This window comes from Streptomyces sp. NPDC006368 (genome assembly GCF_040612535.1).
Lineage (GTDB): Bacteria > Actinomycetota > Actinomycetes > Streptomycetales > Streptomycetaceae > Streptomyces.
In genome coordinates this window covers 23958-40640 of the sequence record NZ_JBEXQK010000032.1, presented here as the reverse complement: position 1 = coordinate 40640, position 16683 = coordinate 23958, and the positions used below count along the sequence as shown (strand labels likewise).

Genomic DNA, 16683 nt, shown 5'->3' with positions numbered 1-16683 from the left:
GGACCGCGCCAAGCTACCAGTCGGTATTACCAGGAGGACTTGCGAACGCCGGGCAGGAATCCGGCGTGCGCCTGCCCGCGCACATTGACCCGGGACAGGCCGAACTTCCGCAGGTGGCCACGGGGGCGGCCGTCCACGCTGTCCCGGTTGCGGACGCGCGTGGGGCTGGCGTCGCGCGGCTGGCGGCGCAGCTCCGCCTGGGCGGCGAGGCGTTCGGCCTCGGGCGTGGAGGGGCGCCGGATGACCTCCTTCAACTCGGCCCGGCGGGCCGCGTACCGCTCGACGACCGTCTTGCGCTGCTCATTGCGCGCGATCTTGCTCTTCTTGGCCATCAGACCTTCCCTCCCCGGGCGCGGATACGGGTCACGGCCGCCTCGACGCCGATGACGTCCACCGTCTTGATGCCCTTGGTGGAGAGGGTGAGCCGGACGTACCGGCCCTCGCTGGGCAGCCAGTAGCGCTTGCGCTGGACGTTGGGGTCGAAGCGGCGCGACGTGCGCCGGTGCGAGTGCGAGACGCGGTTGCCGAAGCCGGGCTGGGCGCCGGTCAGCTGGCAGTGGGCGGACAAGGGTGACCTACCTCTCGGGACACTGTCTTGGTAATGGAAACCATTTCCATCTACTCTAACCGCATGGCCCGCAACGAACTCCGACCGGTCATCAAGCTCCGGTCCACCGCCGGCACCGGCTACACCTACGTCACCCGCAAGAACCGCCGTAACGACCCCGACCGCATGACGCTGCGCAAGTACGACCCGGTCGCCGGGCGGCACGTCGACTTCCGAGAGGAGCGCTGACCCGCGATGAAGCAGGGCATCCACCCCCCGTACGGGCCCGTCGTCTTCCGTGACAAGGCGGGCGGCTTCGCCTTCCTGACCCGCTCCACCGCCACCAGCGACAAGACGGTGGAGTGGGAGGACGGCGCCACCTACCCGGTCATCGACGTCGAGATCTCCTCCGCGAGCCACCCCTTCTACACGGGGCAGGCGCGTGTGCTGGACACCGCCGGGCGCGTGGAGCGGTTCGAGCAGCGGTACGGCCGGCGCCACGGGGCCCGCTGATGCTGTCCGTCGCGCTCGTCGGCGGGCTGCACTCCGACGCCCGCGCCGCCGCCGTGGAGCGGCTGCTCGCCACCGTCCCCGGCAGCGTGGCGCTCCACCACGACCTGACGGCCGCCGCCGAGCGGGGCACGGTCGTCCGCACCGTACGGGACACCACCGGCGTCCTGTCCACGGGCGAGACCCCGCTGGTCAACGACTGCGCCTGCTGCGCCCTGCGCGAGGACCTGGTGCCCGAGCTGGAGCGGCTCGCCGACGCCGGACTCACCCGCCTCGCGGTCGTCGAGCTGTGGGATTCGGTCGAGCCCAAGGCGATGGCCGAGGTCGTCGCCGCGGCCGGCCTGACCGTCACGTCCGTCATCACGGCCGTGGACCCGGCGCTGCTGCTGCCGTACCTCGGCAACGGCGACGACCTGATGGACGCCGGCCTCGCCGCGGCGGCCACCGACCGGCGCACGGTCGCCGACACCTGGGCGCGCCAGCTGGAGTACGCGCCCGTGCTCGCCGTCCTCGACAGCCCGGAGGCGGACGACGAGGACCGGGCGCTGCTCGCCCAGCTGCATCCGACGGCCCGCCAGGTGCCCGTGGGCGAGGGGGAGAACGGTGACCTCGCGGCGGCGGCGCTGGCCGGGTTCGACGTGGAGGCCGCCGCCGCCGCGCAGCACCCGGCCTGCGCGCTGCTGCCGCAGGAGGCGGACGCGCACGGCGTCGGCACGTACGTGTGGCACCGGCGCCGCCCCTTCCACCCGGAACGGCTCTACGCCGCGCTGGAGGACCTGACCTGCGCCGCCGCCCGCAGCCGTGGACGGTTCTGGCTGGCCGACCGGCCCGACACGCTGCTGGCGTGGGACGCGGCGGGCGGCGCGCTGTGCGTCGAGCCGGCCGGGCCGTGGCTCGCCTCGCTGCCGGACGCCGCCTGGGAGATGGTCCCGCCGGTACGCCGGGCGGCGGCGGCGCTGGACTGGGACCCCGAGCACGGGGACCGCTGCCAGCACCTGGTCTTCACCTCGCCGGGCCTGGACCGCGAGGGGCTCGCCGAGCTCCTCGACTCCTGCCTGCTCACCGACGCGGAGTTCGCCGCGGGCCGCGAGGCCTGGAAGCGGCTCCCGCCCGCCTTCGACGCCCTTCTGGAGGTCTGACACCTCATGTCCCCGCGCCGCCCCTCGGACCGCAAGCCCGCCAAGAACCGGCCCAACCCGCTGGACCGCGACGGCATCACGTACGTCGACTACAAGGACACCGATCTGCTCCGGAAGTTCATCTCCGATCGCGGCAAGATCCGCAGCCGGCGTGTGACGCGCGTCTCGGCGCAACAGCAGCGGATGCTGGCACGGGCCGTCAAAAACGCCCGTGAGATGGCCCTGCTGCCGTACGCGTCCGCGTCGTCCGGACGCTGACGGCCCACCCGCCTCGCCGTCCGAAAGGCCCCCCGCTCCTGGGCAGGGGGCCTTTCGCGTGCCCGGAGTGGAGCCAGAAAGGCCTTTCTGGCGTCTTCACCCGTGACGGGGGCTGTAATCGCGGGACCACCCCGCGTGCACGTGCATATGCTCATGCAGGTGCATATGAACGAAGCTATGATCGCGCATAGTTGACACCTACATCATGTATCTCGGGAGCGTCCTGTGCACCACGTGTACAACGGCATGGCGGCCACAGAGCTTCACGGGGTCGTCTGGCAGAAGAGCAGACACAGCAACTCGCAGGGCTCCTGCGTGGAGTTCGCCAAGCTGCCGGGCGGAGACGTGGCCGTGCGCAATTCACGGCACCCCGACGGCCCCGCCCTGGTCTATACGCCCGCGGAGATAGAGGCTCTGCTGCTCGGCGTGAAGGACGGGGAGTTCGATCACCTGGTCGGCGGCTGAGTCACCGCCGCAGACCGCACGGGGCGGCTCGGCCACCGCCCTGCGCCCCTGTCCGGCGGCGCCTCGCCGCCGTACGCGCCGCCGCCTGCGCCCCGCCGCGGCGGGGCGCCTCAGGACGCGGGCGCGTCCGGCAGCCGGAACAGCGCCCAGACCACCTTGCCGCGCAGTGTCCCCGCCAGGGGGTGCCAGCCCCAGCTGTCGCTGAAGGACTCCACCAGGAACAGCCCGCGGCCCGACTCGGCGTCGAAGTCCTCCTCCGTCTCGCGCGTCGCCGGGCTGTCGGGGCTCGGGTCGCGCACCGCGCACACCAGCCGGCTCGCCCAGCGCATGAGGTGCAGACGGACGGCGGAGTCGTGCGGGGTGTCGGGGGCGGGCGGCTCGGCGGGTACCGCGTGGCGCAGCGCGTTGGTGACGAGCTCGGAGACGACCAGCGCCACGTCGTCGAAGCGGTCGCTGAGCTCCCACTGCGCGAGCGTCGCACTGGTGAACTGGCGGGCGCCGCGCACCGCTTCGTACCGGGCCGGCAGCGCGCAGGACGCGGAGCCGGAGACGGAGGCGGCGTCGATCGGCGGAAGCCCCTGCCTTAAAGGCTCGAGCATGGTCGATCCATTCGTCCCCATGCGAGGCACTCCCGGGATTCGCGGCTGTGGTGCGACAACACGAACGACTACGCAGGTGCGCGGGGACCATGCTTCCGAATGCGACCAGCTGATGCAAGGGCAGATGCACGTGCACGCGCCCGGCCTGTCCGCCCCTGTGCCGATTGCGGGCCATATCTTCCCGCGACAGATTTCATCCCGCTCCGGCCAAGCTTTGCCTATCCGTAATCACACGAGTACACGCTGATGCATTTAGTGGCAGAATCCGGCACTCGGGGCTCGGGGGTGCTCCGTCGTACACATCAGCGATGGGGAGGGTTGGAGACGTGACCCCAGGAGAATCGAGCGGTTCCGTGGTGCGCCGCATCCTGTTGGGCTCGCAGCTGCGGCGGCTGCGGGAGTCGCGCGGCATCACGCGAGAGGCCGCCGGCTACTCGATCCGGGCATCCGAATCCAAGATCAGCCGCATGGAGTTGGGACGGGTGAGCTTCAAGGCCAGGGATGTCGAGGACCTGCTCACGCTCTACGGCGTCACCGACGAGACCGAGCGCGCGTCGCTGCTCGGCCTCGCCCGCGAGGCCAACGTCGCCGGGTGGTGGCACAGCTACGGCGACGTGCTGCCGGGCTGGTTCCAGACGTACATCGGCCTGGAGGGCGCCGCCTCGCTCATCCGCATCTACGAAGTGCAGTTCGTCCACGGCCTGTTGCAGACCGAGGCATACGCGCAGGCCGTCGTCCGGCGCGGTATGCCCGACGCCCCGGGCGCGGAGATCGAGCGCCGGGTCGCGCTGCGGCTGGAGCGGCAGAAGGTCCTCGTCGCCGAGCGGGCGCCACACTTCCACGCCGTCCTGGACGAGGCCGCGCTGCGCCGCCCGTACGGGGACCGGGAGGTGATGCGCGACCAGCTGAAGCACCTGATCGAGATCTCCGAGCGGCCCAACGTCACGCTCCAGGTCATGCCGTTCAGCTTCGGCGGGCACGTGGGCGAGAGCGGGGCCTTCACCATGCTGCGCTTCCCCGAGTCCGACCTCTCCGACATCGTCTACCTGGAGCAGCTGACCAGCGCCCTCTACCTGGACAAGCGCGAGGAGGTCGCGCAGTACGAGCGCGTGATGGAGCGGCTCCACCAGGACAGTCCGGGCCCGGAGGAAAGCCGCGATGTCCTCAGGGGACTCCTCCAACTCACCTGACTCGTCAGTAGGATGACGTGTCGTCATAAGCGGTGAGTCGCGCGCACGCCTGCCGGAGGGATCGCATGTCCTACTTCACAGACCTGGCCCTGCAGTACATAGACGGTGAGTGGCGGGCCGGCGGCGGCTCGTGGGACATCATCGACTTCAACCCGTACAACGAGGAGAAGCTCGCCTCCATCACCGTGGCCACGGTCGGCGAGGTGGACCAGGCCTACCGGGCCGCCGAGCGGGCCCAGCGCGCGTGGGCGGACACCAATCCGTACACGCGCCGCGCCGTCTTCGAGCGGGCCCTGCGGATCGTCGAGGAGCGCGAGGCCGAGATCACCGAGGCGATCATCGCCGAGCTCGGCGGTACGCGGACCAAGGCGGCCTTCGAGCTGCACCTCGCCAAGGAGTTCCTGCGCGAGGCGGTCAACCTGGCGCTGCGGCCCGAGGGCCGCATCCTGCCGTCCCCGGTGGACGGCAAGGAGAACCGCCTCTACCGGGTGCCCGTCGGTGTCGTCGGCGTCATCAGCCCCTTCAACTTCCCCTTCCTCCTGTCGATCAAGTCCGTCGCCCCGGCGCTGGCCCTCGGCAACGCGGTCGTGCTCAAGCCGCACCAGAACACGCCGATCCTCGGCGGCGCCCTCGTGGCGAAGGTCTTCGAGGACGCCGGCCTGCCGGCCGGTCTCCTCAACGTGGTGATCACCGACATCGCGGAGATCGGTGACGCGCTGCTCGAACACCCCGTGCCCAAGGTCATCTCCTTCACCGGCTCCGACCGGGTGGGCAAGCACGTCGCCACCGTCTGCGCGGCCAACTTCAAGCGGGCCGTCCTGGAGCTCGGCGGCAACAGCGCGCTCATCGTGCTGGACGACGCCGACATCGACTACGCCGTGGACGCGGCCGTCTTCAGCCGGTTCGTGCACCAGGGACAGGTCTGCATGGCCGCGAACCGGGTGCTGGTGGACCGGTCCGTGGAGAAGGAGTTCACCGACAAGTTCGTCGCCAAGGTCCGCACCCTGAAGGCCGGCGACCCGGCCGACCCGGAGACCCACCTCGGCCCGCTCATCAATTCCACGCAGGCGGAGGCCGTGTCCTCGCTCGTGGAGCAGACGGTCGAGGCGGGCGCCACGGCGCTGGTACGCGGCCGGGCCGAGGGCAACGTGGTGACGCCGACCGTTCTGACGGGCCTGCCCGCCGACTCCCCGGTCCTCAGCCAGGAGATCTTCGGTCCGGTGGTGATGCTGATCCCGTTCGACGGGGAGGACGAGGCGGTCCGGATCGCCAACGACACCCCGTACGGGCTGAGCGGTGCCGTCCACACCGGCGATGTGGAGCGCGGTGTACGCGTCGCCCAGCGCATCCACACCGGGATGATCCACATCAACGACGGCACCGTGCACGACGAGCCCATCGTGCCCTTCGGCGGCGAGAAGCACTCCGGGGTCGGGCGGCTGAACGGCGAGTCGACCGTCGACGCGTTCACCACGTACAAGTGGATCTCCATCCAGCACGGCCGCAGCCGATTCCCGTTCTAGAGCCGCGCGTTGAGGACAGAGGCTGACCGCAAGGGTCCGTAGCGTGGTGGATGTCGGACAGGGACCGACACCCGACTGGGAAGGCGGACAGGTCATGGTCACTCACGTTTCGGCCGAGGCTCACGGCGACGAGCGCGGCGCGCTGCTCTCGTTCATCGAGGCGCAGCGCGGCGCGGTCCGCCGCTCCGTGCTCGGACTGACCGAGGAGCAGGCGGCCTCCCGCCCCAGCGCCGGCGAGCTGTCGCTGTCGGGCCTGCTCAAGCATGTCGCGGAGACGGAGCTGAGCTGGCTGCGGATGGCCCAGCAGCGGCCGAACGAGCGCGGGCGGACGCGGGAGACCTGGGGGGACGGTTTCCGGCTGGTGGGGGAGGAGTCGATCGCCGGAGTGCTGGACTTCTGGGAGGGGGTGGCGAAGGAGACCGAGGAGTTCCTGAGGTCGGTCCCGAGCCTGGACGACACGTTCCCGCTGCCGGAGGCGCCCTGGTTCCCCAAGGAGGGACGCGTCTCGATGCGCTGGATGGCCCTGCACCTGGTCGAGGAGATCGCCCGGCACGCCGGGCACGCGGACATCGTCCGCGAGTCGCTGGACGGGAAGACCGCCTTCGAGCTGGTGGACCTGGAGCGCGGGCGGTCCGTGTAGGGCGGGGGCCCGGCGTGCGTAGCCTGGTCACAATTGACTGGGAGGGACACGCCATGTCAGCGATCCGGCTGCTGGTCCTGGGGGCGGTGCGCCAGCACGGGCGGGCGCACGGCTACCAGGTCCGCAACGACCTGGAGTACTGGGGCGCCCACGAGTGGTCCAACGCGAAGCCCGGTTCCATCTACCACGCGCTCAAGCAGATGGCGAAGCAGGGGCTGCTGCGCGCGTACGAGACCGCGCCGAGCACCGCCGGCGGCCCGCCGCGCACCGAGTACGAGATCACCGAGCGGGGCACCGAGGAGTTCTTCGCACTGCTGCGCGCGTCGCTGACGGTCTACGACCAGAAGACGGACGTCCTCTCGGCGGCGGTCGGCTTCATCGTCGACCTGCCGCGCGAGGAGGCGGTCGCGCTGCTCAGGCAGCGGGTGGCCGGCATCGAGCGGTGGCGGGCGGGGGTCCTGGAGTACTACACCCCGGCGGACGGGCCCGGCTCTCTCGGCCACATCGGCGAGATCATGCACATGTGGATCCACTCGGCCGACGCGGGAGCCGAGTGGACGCGCGGGCTGATCGAGCGGATCGAGCGGGGTGCGTACACCTTCGCCGGGGAGGGTGAGCCCTTCGTGGGGGTCCTGCGGCCGGGCGAGGAGAACCCCTACGCGACCGGGACACCGCACCCCGGGGACGCCCGCTGATCGAGTCGGGCCCATGGACCCAACGGGGTTGGCCCCGTCGAAGTGGTCAAGTTTGACCACTGTGTTCGCGCGGAGCCGGATGACCGACGCGATCGTCGTCGAAGGGCCGTTGGGCGCGGTGGCCCGCACACCGCACCCGTCCGGAGCCCCGGGAATCCGGACTTGCACCTCACGCGGCGTGAGGACCCAGGCTGAGGGACGTACCGATGCAGCGAAGGAGCGGAAAGCCATGGGTTACTCCGTGGGTCAGGTCGCCGGTTTCGCCGGAGTGACGGTGCGCACCCTGCACCACTACGACGAGATCGGGCTGCTCTCCCCGAGCGGCCGCAGCCACGCGGGGCACCGGCGTTACGACGACGCGGACCTCGACCGGTTGCAGCAGATCCTGTTCTACCGGGAGCTCGGATTCCCGCTCGAAGAGGTCGCGGCCCTCCTCGACGACCCGGACGCGGACCCGCGGGAACACCTGCGGCGCCAGCACGAACTGCTGACCGCGCGGATCGCCGATCTGGAGAGAATGGCCGCGGCCGTCGAACACGCCATGGAGGCGAAGAAGATGGGCATCAACCTCACGCCCGAGGAGAAGTTCGAGGTCTTCGGGGACCACGATCCGGAGCAGTACGCGCAGGAGACGGAGGAACGCTGGGGCGACACGGACGCGTACCGCGAGTCCCAGCGCCGTACCTCCCGCTACACGAAGGCGGACTGGCAGCGCGTCCAGGACGAGTCCGCGCAGTGGAACGCCCGGTACCGCGACCTGATGACGGACGGCGAGCCGCCGACGGGTGAGCGGGCGATGGACCTGGCGGAGGAGCACCGCCGGTACATGAGCCGCTGGTTCTACGACTGCACGTACGAGATCCACCGCTGCCTGGGGGAGATGTACGTCGCGGACGAGCGCTTCACGGCCTACTACGAAGCCCTGCACCCGGGCATGGCGGCACACCTCCACGCCGCCATCACGGCCAACGCGTCCCGCCACGCCTGACGGGCCCGGGCGGGCGGCTCCGGGCGGCGGCCCGGCGAGCCCGGTGAACCCGGGCGGGGGACGGGTGCACCGGGCGATGCCCGGGCCGGGGCGGCGGGTGCCGGGGTGACCGTCCGGTCGGCACGCTCGGGCCGGGGCGGCTGTCCGGGGGCCGCGGGGGGCCGGCGGAGTCGTTGGGGGGACGGTGGAACCGGGGCGGGAGGGGAACCGTTGATAGCTTTGGGCAGCCGTCCCCGCCCACCAACCCAGGAGCCCCGGAACCGTGAATACGCTTGCGCTCGGACCGAGCTGGCTGGACCCGGACTATCTGATCCAGACCTTCGGTCTGATCGGCGTCCTGGTCATCGTCTTCGCCGAGTCCGGCCTTCTGATCGGCTTCTTCCTGCCGGGTGACTCCCTGCTCTTCACCACCGGCCTGCTGGTGACCACCAACAAGCTGGACACGCCCCTGTGGCTGGTGTGCACGCTCATCGTGCTCGCCGCGATCATCGGTGACCAGGTCGGTTACCTCTTCGGCCGCAAGGTCGGCCCGGCGCTCTTCAAGCGCCCGGACTCCAAGCTCTTCAAGCAGGAGAACGTCGAGAAGGCCCACGACTTCTTCGAGAAGCACGGCCCGAAGTCGCTGATCCTGGCCCGCTTCGTACCGATCGTGCGGACGTTCACACCGATCATCGCGGGCGTGAGCCGGATGAACTACCGGTCGTTCATCACGTTCAACGTCATCGGCGGTGTCCTGTGGGGCGCCGGTGTGACGCTCCTCGGCGCGTCGCTCGGCAAGATCGACTTCGTGCACCAGCACATCGAGAAGATCCTCGTGCTCATCGTGCTGATCTCGGTCGTTCCGATCGTGATCGAGTACCTGCGGGCCCGATCCCAGGGCAAGAAGGAGCGGGCTGCGAACCCCGGGGACACCGTGCCGCCGGCCCAGCGCGGCAGGCACGCCAAGCGCTGACGCCCGCCAGGGGCGCCCTCACCGGGCGCCCCTCCCGGCCCCGTCCCCAGGACCCCCGGGACCACCCCTCACTCCTGCCCGCCCCGTTCCCGTACGAGCGGCGACAGCGCCACACCGGCCAGTGTCGCCGCGGTGATCGCGCCCAGCGCGATGCCCCAGCCGACCGGGCCCAGCGGCGTGCAGCCGAAGAACTGGCTGAGGCCCGGCGTCTGGATGACCGCGGCCAGCACCGCCGCCGACCCCAGACTCGCCGCCAGCACGTTCCGGTCGAGGCCGCCCGTCGCGAGCGTCTGCGCCAACTGCGTGCCGACGACCGCGGCGAGCGCGACCGTACCGGCCCGCCGCCTCCGGCCCGTCATCCGCGCCGCGCCCCACGCCAGCCCCGCGCCCGTCGCGGTGATGGCGCCGCGCAGCAGCATCTCGTTGGTCAGCGCGCTCCCCAGGGACCGGCTCGGGCCCTCCTCCAGGAGTCGCTCCGCCGCCTGCCCCGTCGGCTCGCGCACCGCGATGGCCAGCGAGGGCGCGAGGTCGGTCAGCAGGTTGACCAGCATGATCTGCCGGGCGTTCAGCGGGGTGCTCCCCGTGAGGGCGGAGACCAGCACGCTGAAGGTGACCTCGCCCAGGTTGCCGCCGATGAGGATGCCGAGCGCCGCTCGCACCGAGGCCCACATCGCGCGGCCCTCCATCAGCGCCGACACGATGGTCTCCAGCCGGTCGTCGCCGACGACCAGGTCCGCCGCCGCGGTCGCCGCGGGGGTGCCGCGCCGCCCCAGCGCGATGCCGATGTCGGCGAGCCGGATGGCGGGTGCGTCGTTCGCGCCGTCGCCGGTCATCGCCACGACCCGCCCGACGCGCTGGTACGCCTGGACGATACGGACCTTGTGGTGCGGGCTGCACCGGGCGATGACGTCCACGGTCGGCAGCAGCTCGTCGAGCGCGTCGTCGTCGAGCTCGTCGAGCTCCGCGCCCGTGCAGACCTTCGGGTCGGTCACGTCGCTGATGGTGGACGCGATGGCGTCGGCGGTGGCCGGGTGGTCGCCGGTCAGCATCACGGTGTGCACGCCCGCCTCGCGCAGCCGGGCCGTCGCGGGCGCGGCCCCGGCCCGTACCGGGTCGGCCAGGGTGAGGAAACCGAGGAACGTCAGGTCCCGCACGCTGTCGTCGGTGAGCTCCTCCTCCGCGTCCATCGGGCGCTCCGCCACCGCCAGCACCCGCCGCCCCGCGCCCGCGAGCTCCTCGGCCCGCGCGGTCAGCCGTGCCAGCCCCTCCCCGTCGAGCGCGGCGTCCTCGGCTCCGGACCTGCCGGGGCCGGTTCCGGTTCCGCCGGGCCGCCTGAGCCGGGCGCAGCGGTCCAGGACGTTCTCCGGAGCGCCCTTCACGCTGAGGAGCAGGCCGTGCCCGGTCCGGCCGGTCGTCGCGTGATAGGCGCGGGACGGCTCGAACGGCAGCGTGTCCAGGCGCTGCCAGCGCGCGGCCCCCTGCCGTACCGACACCTTGGCGCTGCGCGCGCCCGCCATGACGGCCCGGTCGGTGTGGTGCGCCATGGGTTCGGCCTGCCGGGCGGGCGGGGTGGCCCGCAACGCCGCGGCCAGCACGCCCTTGTGCCGGGCCTCCAGCCGGGCGGGCGGCAGCACGCCGTCCCCGTCACTCACGCCCGCGAGCTGGAGCTTGCCCTCCGTCAGAGTGCCCGTCTTGTCGAAGCACAGGACGTCGGCCCGCCCGAGCGCCTCGATGGTGCGCGGGTTGCGCACGAGCGCCCCGATGTCCGCCAGGCGCCGGGCGGCGGCCAGCTGGGCGGCGTTCACCAGGAACGGCAGCCCTTCCGGTACGGAGGCGACGGCGAGGTTCACCGCGGAGGCGAGGTTGTCGACCAGCGGGCGGCCGTGCAGCAGACCCGCCGCGGTCACCGCCCCGGCCGACCCGAGCGCGATGGGCAGGCTCTTGCGGGTGAGCGAGGCGAGCCGGGCCTCCACCCCGGTCTCGGGCGCGGCCTGCCTGGCGGTGGCCAGGCTGCGCCCCACCTCGGTCGCGGACCCGGTCGCGACCACGACGGCCACGGCCCGCCCCGCCGAGATCGTGGTGCCCTCGTACACCATCGACCGGCGCCCGGTGAGGTCCGTGGCGACGACCGGCGCCGGGTCCTTGTGGACGGCGAGCGACTCGCCGGTCAGCGACGACTCGTCGACCTCCAGCCCCTCGGCCTCCAGCAGCCGGCAGTCCGCCGGTACGACGTCCTCGGGCCGCAGCAGGATGACGTCGCCCTCCACCAGGTCCCCGGCCGTCACCAGCCGCTCGCGGCCTCCCCGGCGTACCCGCGCGCCGATGGCCGAGCGGCGGAAGAGCTCCGCGAGCGCCCGTTCGGTCCGTACGCGCTGGAAGCCGCCGATGAGCGCGGACGTACCGGTGATGGCGGCCACGAGCCCCGCGTCGGTACGTGATCCCACGGCGGTGGCGAGGGCGGCGCCGCCCGCCAGGATGGGCGTCAGGGGGTTGGACAGCTCCTCGATGAACGCCGACGGCAGCGTCAGCCGCGCGGGCTCGTTGCCCCCGGTGGTCGCGCCGCCGCGCGCGGCGGCCTCGTCGGCGGTCAGGCCGTCCGCCGACGTCCGCAGCCGTTCCAGGACCCGCTCGGGCGGCATCAGATGCCACGGCACGCTGGTCACCGGCGGGGCCAGCGGACGGGCGAGCAGCTGCCGGGCACGCCATGTGCCCAGGCAGAACGCCAGGCTCCCGGCCGTGGTGCCGGCGGTCATGCCGCGTGCGGTCGCCTGCGGACCGCGGGCGCGCAACACGGCGACCGCGCCGATGCCGCTGCCGCTCGCGGCGAGCATCGCGCTGTCCCGGTCGACCCGCGCGGCCATCCCGACGGCGTCCACGATGATCCCCGCCGATTCCAGGTCGGTGCCGACGATCAGGTGGGCGCCCCAGGCGGGCGGCTCGCCGTCCCGGTGGACGCCGACACCGCAGTCCGCCGCGCCGAGCGCCCGCCGGTTGCCGGACACCAGCAGGACGACCGCGCCGTCGGCCTGCAGGGCGCGTACGGACGCCACCAGGCGCCCGCCCGCCGGGACCACCGCGTCGGCGAACGTGAAGCCCGGGCTCCCGCGGTCGGAGGCCAGGACCACCCGGGCGCCCGCCCGGCGGGCCGCCGCCGCGACCGCCTCGGCGCCGGGCGCCGTCTGCGTGCCCAGACCGGCCACCGCCTGGAGCCGCCGCCCCTTGGCCAGGCCGAGCGTCCGTTCGCTGCCCCGGCGCCGCAACCGCGCCTGGGCCTGCCGCCCGGTGCGGCCCGACAGCTCCAGCTCGTCGAGCGGCCCCAGCACCCAGCCGCCGTCGCCGTCGTCCCGGACGGTACGCAGCGGGGCGTCCGCGTCGAAGAGGGCGAAGAGCCGGTCGGCGGTCAGCTCCGGATCGGCGCCAGTGAGCAGCTCCAGGTCCACGGGCTCGTACCGGTCGCTGCGCAGCGCGTCCTCCTCCAGGACGACGGTGTCCACCTGCCCGAGCCGACGCAGCGCGCTCCGGTCCATGGTCACGACGCCCCGCAGCGCCAGGGCCCGGCCCAGACCGGTGGCGAAGCCCTCCCGGCCCGCCTCCGGGGCCTTCGGTACGGCGGCCAGGGCGACCGCCAGCCCGTGGCGGGGCCCGGCGAACGGAACGCTGAGCGCACCGGCCGCCACGCCCGCCGCCATGGCCCGCTCGGCATAGCGGTCCGCCGAGTCCCTCGGGGTCGGGCCGGCCCGGTCGACGACGAGCGGATCGGCCTTCGCGTGCTCCGGGCCGCGTACCAGCCGGGGCTCGGCCTCGTTCCACGCCGCGCGTTCCGCGGTGGCCTCCCGCCACTGGGCGAGCCGTTCCAGAGCGTCCAGGGCGATCCCGCCGCCCCGGGTGGCGACGCCCTGTGCCAGGGCGCTGGCCACGGGCAGGAGCGACTCGGCCTGCTCGGTGCTGCTGACCTCGGCGACCAGATGGCGCAGCCGCGGGTGGTGCTGGAGCGCCCCGACGAGCGCCGCCGTCTCGGGTGGCACCCGCAACCACGGCGCCAACTGGCGTACGGCGCTGATGCCCAGGCCCACGGTGTCCGCGGCCAGCGCGGGCACCGACTGGCGGGTGCGGGGGCCCTCGGAAGGGTGGTGCGGCTCGGGGCTCCACTCGTCGAACTCGTCCGGGTGCGCCGGGAGGTCGCCCTCCGCCCGGGTGACCAGGGCGACCAGCTCGCGCTCCGGCGGTGGTGGGGCGGCCACGGCCACCACGACCCGCTCGGACGGGGCGTTCACCCGCGCCCACAGCACTCCCGGGTGCCCTTCCAGGGCACGCTCGACGCGCTCGGCGACCCGCTCGCCGCCGACGCCGTGGACCCCGTGGACCTCGATGTAACAGCGCCCGGGACGCCACCACACGCCGCGCTTCGGCAGGCCCATGAGCAGGCCGGCCACCTCGGCGGCGCCGCGCACACCGGCCGCGACGCCGTACGTCACGCCCGACGCCACCGGCCCGAGCAACGGGGGCGCCCACAGATGCAGACCAGGCAACGGTGACATGGCCAGGGCCTCCGGTCCGTCGTCCCGACGCGAACGCCGCCCGAGTAGCCCCTTCCGCCTGCTTCAACCGTCCGGCAACGGATACCCTGAAATATAGACAAACTGCCCATACTCGATGCGCGGATGTGAGACCTGTGGCCACATCTCCAACCCCTCGTAAGCGCACGTCGACCAAGAGCAAGCCCGCCGCGGAACGGTCCTCCGCGAAGAAGCCGGCCGCGGCCGAAGCCACCGAAGCCACCCGGGCCCCGGCGCCGGAGAAGAAGAACGCGGGCGGCCGCACGGTGACGTTCACCGTGCCGTCCTTCGACCGCGTCGCCGGCGGCGCGGCCAACGCGGCGATGCTGCCGGTGGCAGCCGCCCGCCAGGTCCTCCCCACCAAGGGCGGGCTCCCCGTCTACCTCGGCCTCGGAGTCCTGGGCGTGGCGGACATCATCGAATGGCCGGTCGCCATCGGCCTGGGCGTCGGCTACGCGTTCCTGCGCCGCGCCGGCATCCTCCCCCAGCCCTCCCCGTCCCGCCCGGCCTCCGCCTGACGCCCCGGGCTCCCCGCCTCGGGCGGCTGTGCGACAGGGGTCGCCCCACCGGCCGGTGCAGCCCTGGCGCCCTGAAGCCGCGCAACGGCACCGGCTTCCCCGCCTCGGCCGCTCGGGCGGCCTTACGACAGGGGTCGCCCCACCGGCCGGTGCAGCCCTGGCGCCCTGAAGCCGCGCAACGGCACCGGCTTCCTCGCCTCGGCCGCTCGGGCGGCTGTACGACAGCGGTCGCCCCGCCGCGCCGCCGCGCGGGCCCGTGCCGCGTCCGGGCGGCGCGAAGCCGCCGCCCACCCGGTCGCCCCCGGTGCCCCCCCGCGCGCCTCCCCGCCCGGAGGGGCCGGGCTCGCCGCCCCCAGGGGCTCCCGGCCGCACTGGAGGGGCACCCCGCCAGGGGGGCCGGGGGCGCCGCCCCCGGTTTCGGGAAGGGGCGGGACGGGGGGCCCTAGAACCCCCTCGTCCGCTTCGCCGCCCGGCGCCCCGCCGCCGACCCCGGCGCGCGGATGAACAGCCGTGCCATCTCGCTCCCCAGGTTCACCCCGATCGCGATCGCCAGCGCCAGCGCCGCCGCCCGGGCCAGCGACGCGAAGCCCGCGTCCAGGTTGTTCTGGGCGATGTTCAGGACACCCAGGTACGTCGCGCTACCGGGCAGCAGGGGCCCGATCGCGGCCGTCACGTACGGCAGCGACGACGTGTGCTCGTACCGGGCCATCAGCTGCCCGAACAGCCCCACCAGCCACGCCGCGATCGCCGTCGCCAGCACCGTCGGCCCGTCCGCGGTCACCGCGATCGACGCGTAGACCACCCACGCCACCGCGCCGTTGAGCGCCACGAACAGCACCGTGGAACGTTCCTGCTGGAGCAGGACCCCGAAGGTCACCGACAGCAGCACCGCCGCCAGGATCTGGATCCCGGGCCGCTCGACCGCCTGCAGCGCGCCCTCCGGGTTGAGCTTCGCCTGGAAGAACTGCACGCCCACGTACAGCACCGTCAGCACGCCCACCACGATGGCGACGAAGAAGTACGCCACCTCCAGCAGCCGCGCGGAGGCGGTGATGTAGAAGCCGGTCAGACCGTCCTGGACGGCCGCCACCAGCGCCCGTCCGGGGATGAGCGCGAACAGCCCACCGGTGATGACGGCGTTCGGATGGAGCCCGGCGTGCAGCAGGCTGACCAGGACGCCCAGCGCGGCCGGCGGCACCGCCGCCACCGCGAACTGGTAGAACTCCGGCAGCCCCCGGCCCGCGCAGAACCACGCGAGGCGGTCACCGAGCATCGCGCCGGCCGCCGCCACGCCGAACACCGCCATGTCACCGCCGAGCAGCATGGAGGCCGCCCCGGCGAGCAGGCCGGCGGCCACGGTGAGGACCCAGCCGGGGTACGGGTGCCGGTTGCGCCGTATCTCCGCGAGGCGCCGGTACGCCTCCTCCAGGGAGACGTCGTGCTCCTCGGAGTTGATGTCGGCGACGAGCGCGTAGACGGCGGACAGCCGGGTGTAGTCGGTGCCGCGCCGCCGTACGGTCCGGCTCGCCGTCACCGGGTCGTCCACCAGCGACGGCTGGTAGGTGACGCTCAGCAGCGTGAAGGTGACCGTCGGCTCGCAGCGGTCGAGCCCGTACGAGCGGCAGATCGCGAACATCGCCGCTTCGACGTCCTCCGCGCCCTCGCCGCCCGCGAGCAGCAGCTCCCCGATACGGAGGGTCAGGTCGAGCACGCGCGGCACGGCGGGCCCCGCCTCGTCCTGACGCTGCACCGGCTCGGGCACGGGCCGCTCGCTCACCGGCATCCGCAGCATGGTGCGCATCCGGTCCTGCCAGGGGGCGTCCTTGGACAGCTTCACCGCGGGGAAACCGTGCGCGGGGGTGAACGCGGGCGGCGACTGGCTCGCCGCGTACGTGGAGGGCGGGGCGAACGCCGACCCCTCGGGTTCGGCCGGGGTCTCGGGGGCGAGCCCCTGCGGAAGGGCGAACTCCGACGTCGGCTGGTCCTCCTCGGGCCCGGCGGGCTGCTCCACCCCCGGCGGTGGCGTGAACGCGCTGTGTGCCTCGTCCGACTGAGGCTTCCGGTCCTCCGGAACCTCAGGTTCCTGCGCCACCACTTCCCTGT

General features: G+C 73.1%; 17 protein-coding genes. 12 read left to right on the top strand and 5 right to left on the bottom strand.

What is annotated here, in order from left to right; genetic code table 11:
- Positions 1-26: 26 nt before the first annotated feature.
- Together rpsN and rpmB are read right to left on the bottom strand one after the other, a co-directional pair.
- Complete coding sequence (gene rpsN / locus ABZZ38_RS22025; protein WP_356742521.1) at positions 27-332, bottom strand: 30S ribosomal protein S14; 306 nt, start codon at positions 330-332, stop codon at positions 27-29.
- Positions 332-568, bottom strand: a complete 237-nt coding sequence (gene rpmB / locus ABZZ38_RS22020) for a 50S ribosomal protein L28 (RefSeq protein WP_356742517.1) — start codon at positions 566-568, stop codon at positions 332-334. The genes rpsN and rpmB overlap by 1 nt, the downstream gene beginning before the upstream one ends.
- Before the next feature lie 63 nt (positions 569-631).
- Between rpmB and rpmG the strand changes: the two genes are divergently transcribed.
- The 5 genes from rpmG (at position 632) to ABZZ38_RS21995 (ending at position 2919) form a co-directional block, all read left to right on the top strand.
- Positions 632-796: a 50S ribosomal protein L33 gene (gene rpmG, locus ABZZ38_RS22015; protein ID WP_030573688.1), complete on the top strand. Its 165-nt coding sequence runs from the start codon at positions 632-634 to the stop codon at positions 794-796.
- A 6-nt stretch (positions 797-802) separates the two neighbouring features.
- Positions 803-1060: a type B 50S ribosomal protein L31 gene (locus ABZZ38_RS22010; RefSeq protein WP_356742513.1), complete on the top strand. Its 258-nt coding sequence runs from the start codon at positions 803-805 to the stop codon at positions 1058-1060.
- Positions 1060-2196 (top strand): GTP-binding protein, encoded by a 1137-nt coding sequence (locus tag ABZZ38_RS22005; protein WP_356742511.1) that lies wholly within the window; start codon positions 1060-1062, stop codon positions 2194-2196. The genes ABZZ38_RS22010 and ABZZ38_RS22005 overlap by 1 nt, the downstream gene beginning before the upstream one ends.
- A 6-nt stretch (positions 2197-2202) precedes the next feature.
- Entirely contained in the window at positions 2203-2454 is a 252-nt protein-coding gene (rpsR, locus tag ABZZ38_RS22000) for a 30S ribosomal protein S18 (RefSeq protein WP_356742508.1), read from the top strand.
- A gap of 225 nt (positions 2455-2679) precedes the next feature.
- Positions 2680-2919: a DUF397 domain-containing protein gene (locus ABZZ38_RS21995; RefSeq protein WP_355363110.1), complete on the top strand. Its 240-nt coding sequence runs from the start codon at positions 2680-2682 to the stop codon at positions 2917-2919.
- A gap of 110 nt (positions 2920-3029) precedes the next feature.
- Here ABZZ38_RS21995 and ABZZ38_RS21990 read toward each other — a convergent pair whose 3' ends face one another.
- Positions 3030-3539 carry an ATP-binding protein gene (locus ABZZ38_RS21990; protein WP_356742505.1) on the bottom strand — a complete coding sequence of 170 codons (510 nt, stop codon included), beginning with the start codon at positions 3537-3539 and terminating at the stop codon, positions 3030-3032.
- Between the two features lie 287 nt (positions 3540-3826).
- Here ABZZ38_RS21990 and ABZZ38_RS21985 point away from each other — a divergent pair, with 287 nt between their 5' ends.
- The 6 genes from ABZZ38_RS21985 to ABZZ38_RS21960 all read left to right on the top strand — a co-directional run bounded on the left by ABZZ38_RS21985 (position 3827) and on the right by ABZZ38_RS21960 (position 9506).
- On the top strand, positions 3827-4708 hold the full coding sequence (locus tag ABZZ38_RS21985) for a helix-turn-helix transcriptional regulator (RefSeq protein ID WP_356742503.1): 882 nt from the start codon (positions 3827-3829) through the stop codon (positions 4706-4708).
- Positions 4709-4773: 65 nt separating this feature from the next.
- Positions 4774-6231, top strand: a complete 1458-nt coding sequence (locus tag ABZZ38_RS21980; RefSeq protein ID WP_356742499.1) for an aldehyde dehydrogenase family protein — start codon at positions 4774-4776, stop codon at positions 6229-6231.
- Positions 6232-6325: 94 nt separating this feature from the next.
- Positions 6326-6871 (top strand): DinB family protein, encoded by a 546-nt coding sequence (locus tag ABZZ38_RS21975; protein ID WP_356742494.1) that lies wholly within the window; start codon positions 6326-6328, stop codon positions 6869-6871.
- Between the two features lie 53 nt (positions 6872-6924).
- Positions 6925-7566, top strand: a complete 642-nt coding sequence (locus ABZZ38_RS21970; RefSeq protein ID WP_356742489.1) for a PadR family transcriptional regulator — start codon at positions 6925-6927, stop codon at positions 7564-7566.
- A 229-nt stretch (positions 7567-7795) separates the two neighbouring features.
- Entirely contained in the window at positions 7796-8554 is a 759-nt protein-coding gene (locus tag ABZZ38_RS21965; protein WP_356742486.1) for a MerR family transcriptional regulator, read from the top strand.
- 262 nt (positions 8555-8816) lie between these two features.
- Complete coding sequence (locus ABZZ38_RS21960) at positions 8817-9506, top strand: VTT domain-containing protein (protein WP_356742484.1); 690 nt, start codon at positions 8817-8819, stop codon at positions 9504-9506.
- Positions 9507-9574: 68 nt separating this feature from the next.
- On the opposite strand, the gene ABZZ38_RS21955 is transcribed toward ABZZ38_RS21960, so the two are convergent.
- Positions 9575-14044, bottom strand: a complete 4470-nt coding sequence (locus ABZZ38_RS21955; protein WP_356742482.1) for a cation-transporting P-type ATPase — start codon at positions 14042-14044, stop codon at positions 9575-9577.
- Between the two features lie 134 nt (positions 14045-14178).
- Here ABZZ38_RS21955 and ABZZ38_RS21950 point away from each other — a divergent pair, with 134 nt between their 5' ends.
- Positions 14179-14580 (top strand): hypothetical protein, encoded by a 402-nt coding sequence (locus ABZZ38_RS21950; RefSeq protein WP_356742480.1) that lies wholly within the window; start codon positions 14179-14181, stop codon positions 14578-14580.
- Between the two features lie 442 nt (positions 14581-15022).
- Here ABZZ38_RS21950 and ABZZ38_RS21945 read toward each other — a convergent pair whose 3' ends face one another.
- A complete protein-coding gene (locus ABZZ38_RS21945; protein ID WP_356742476.1) occupies positions 15023-16672 on the bottom strand; it encodes a threonine/serine exporter family protein in 1650 nt (549 codons plus the stop codon).
- Positions 16673-16683: the final 11 nt, after the last annotated feature.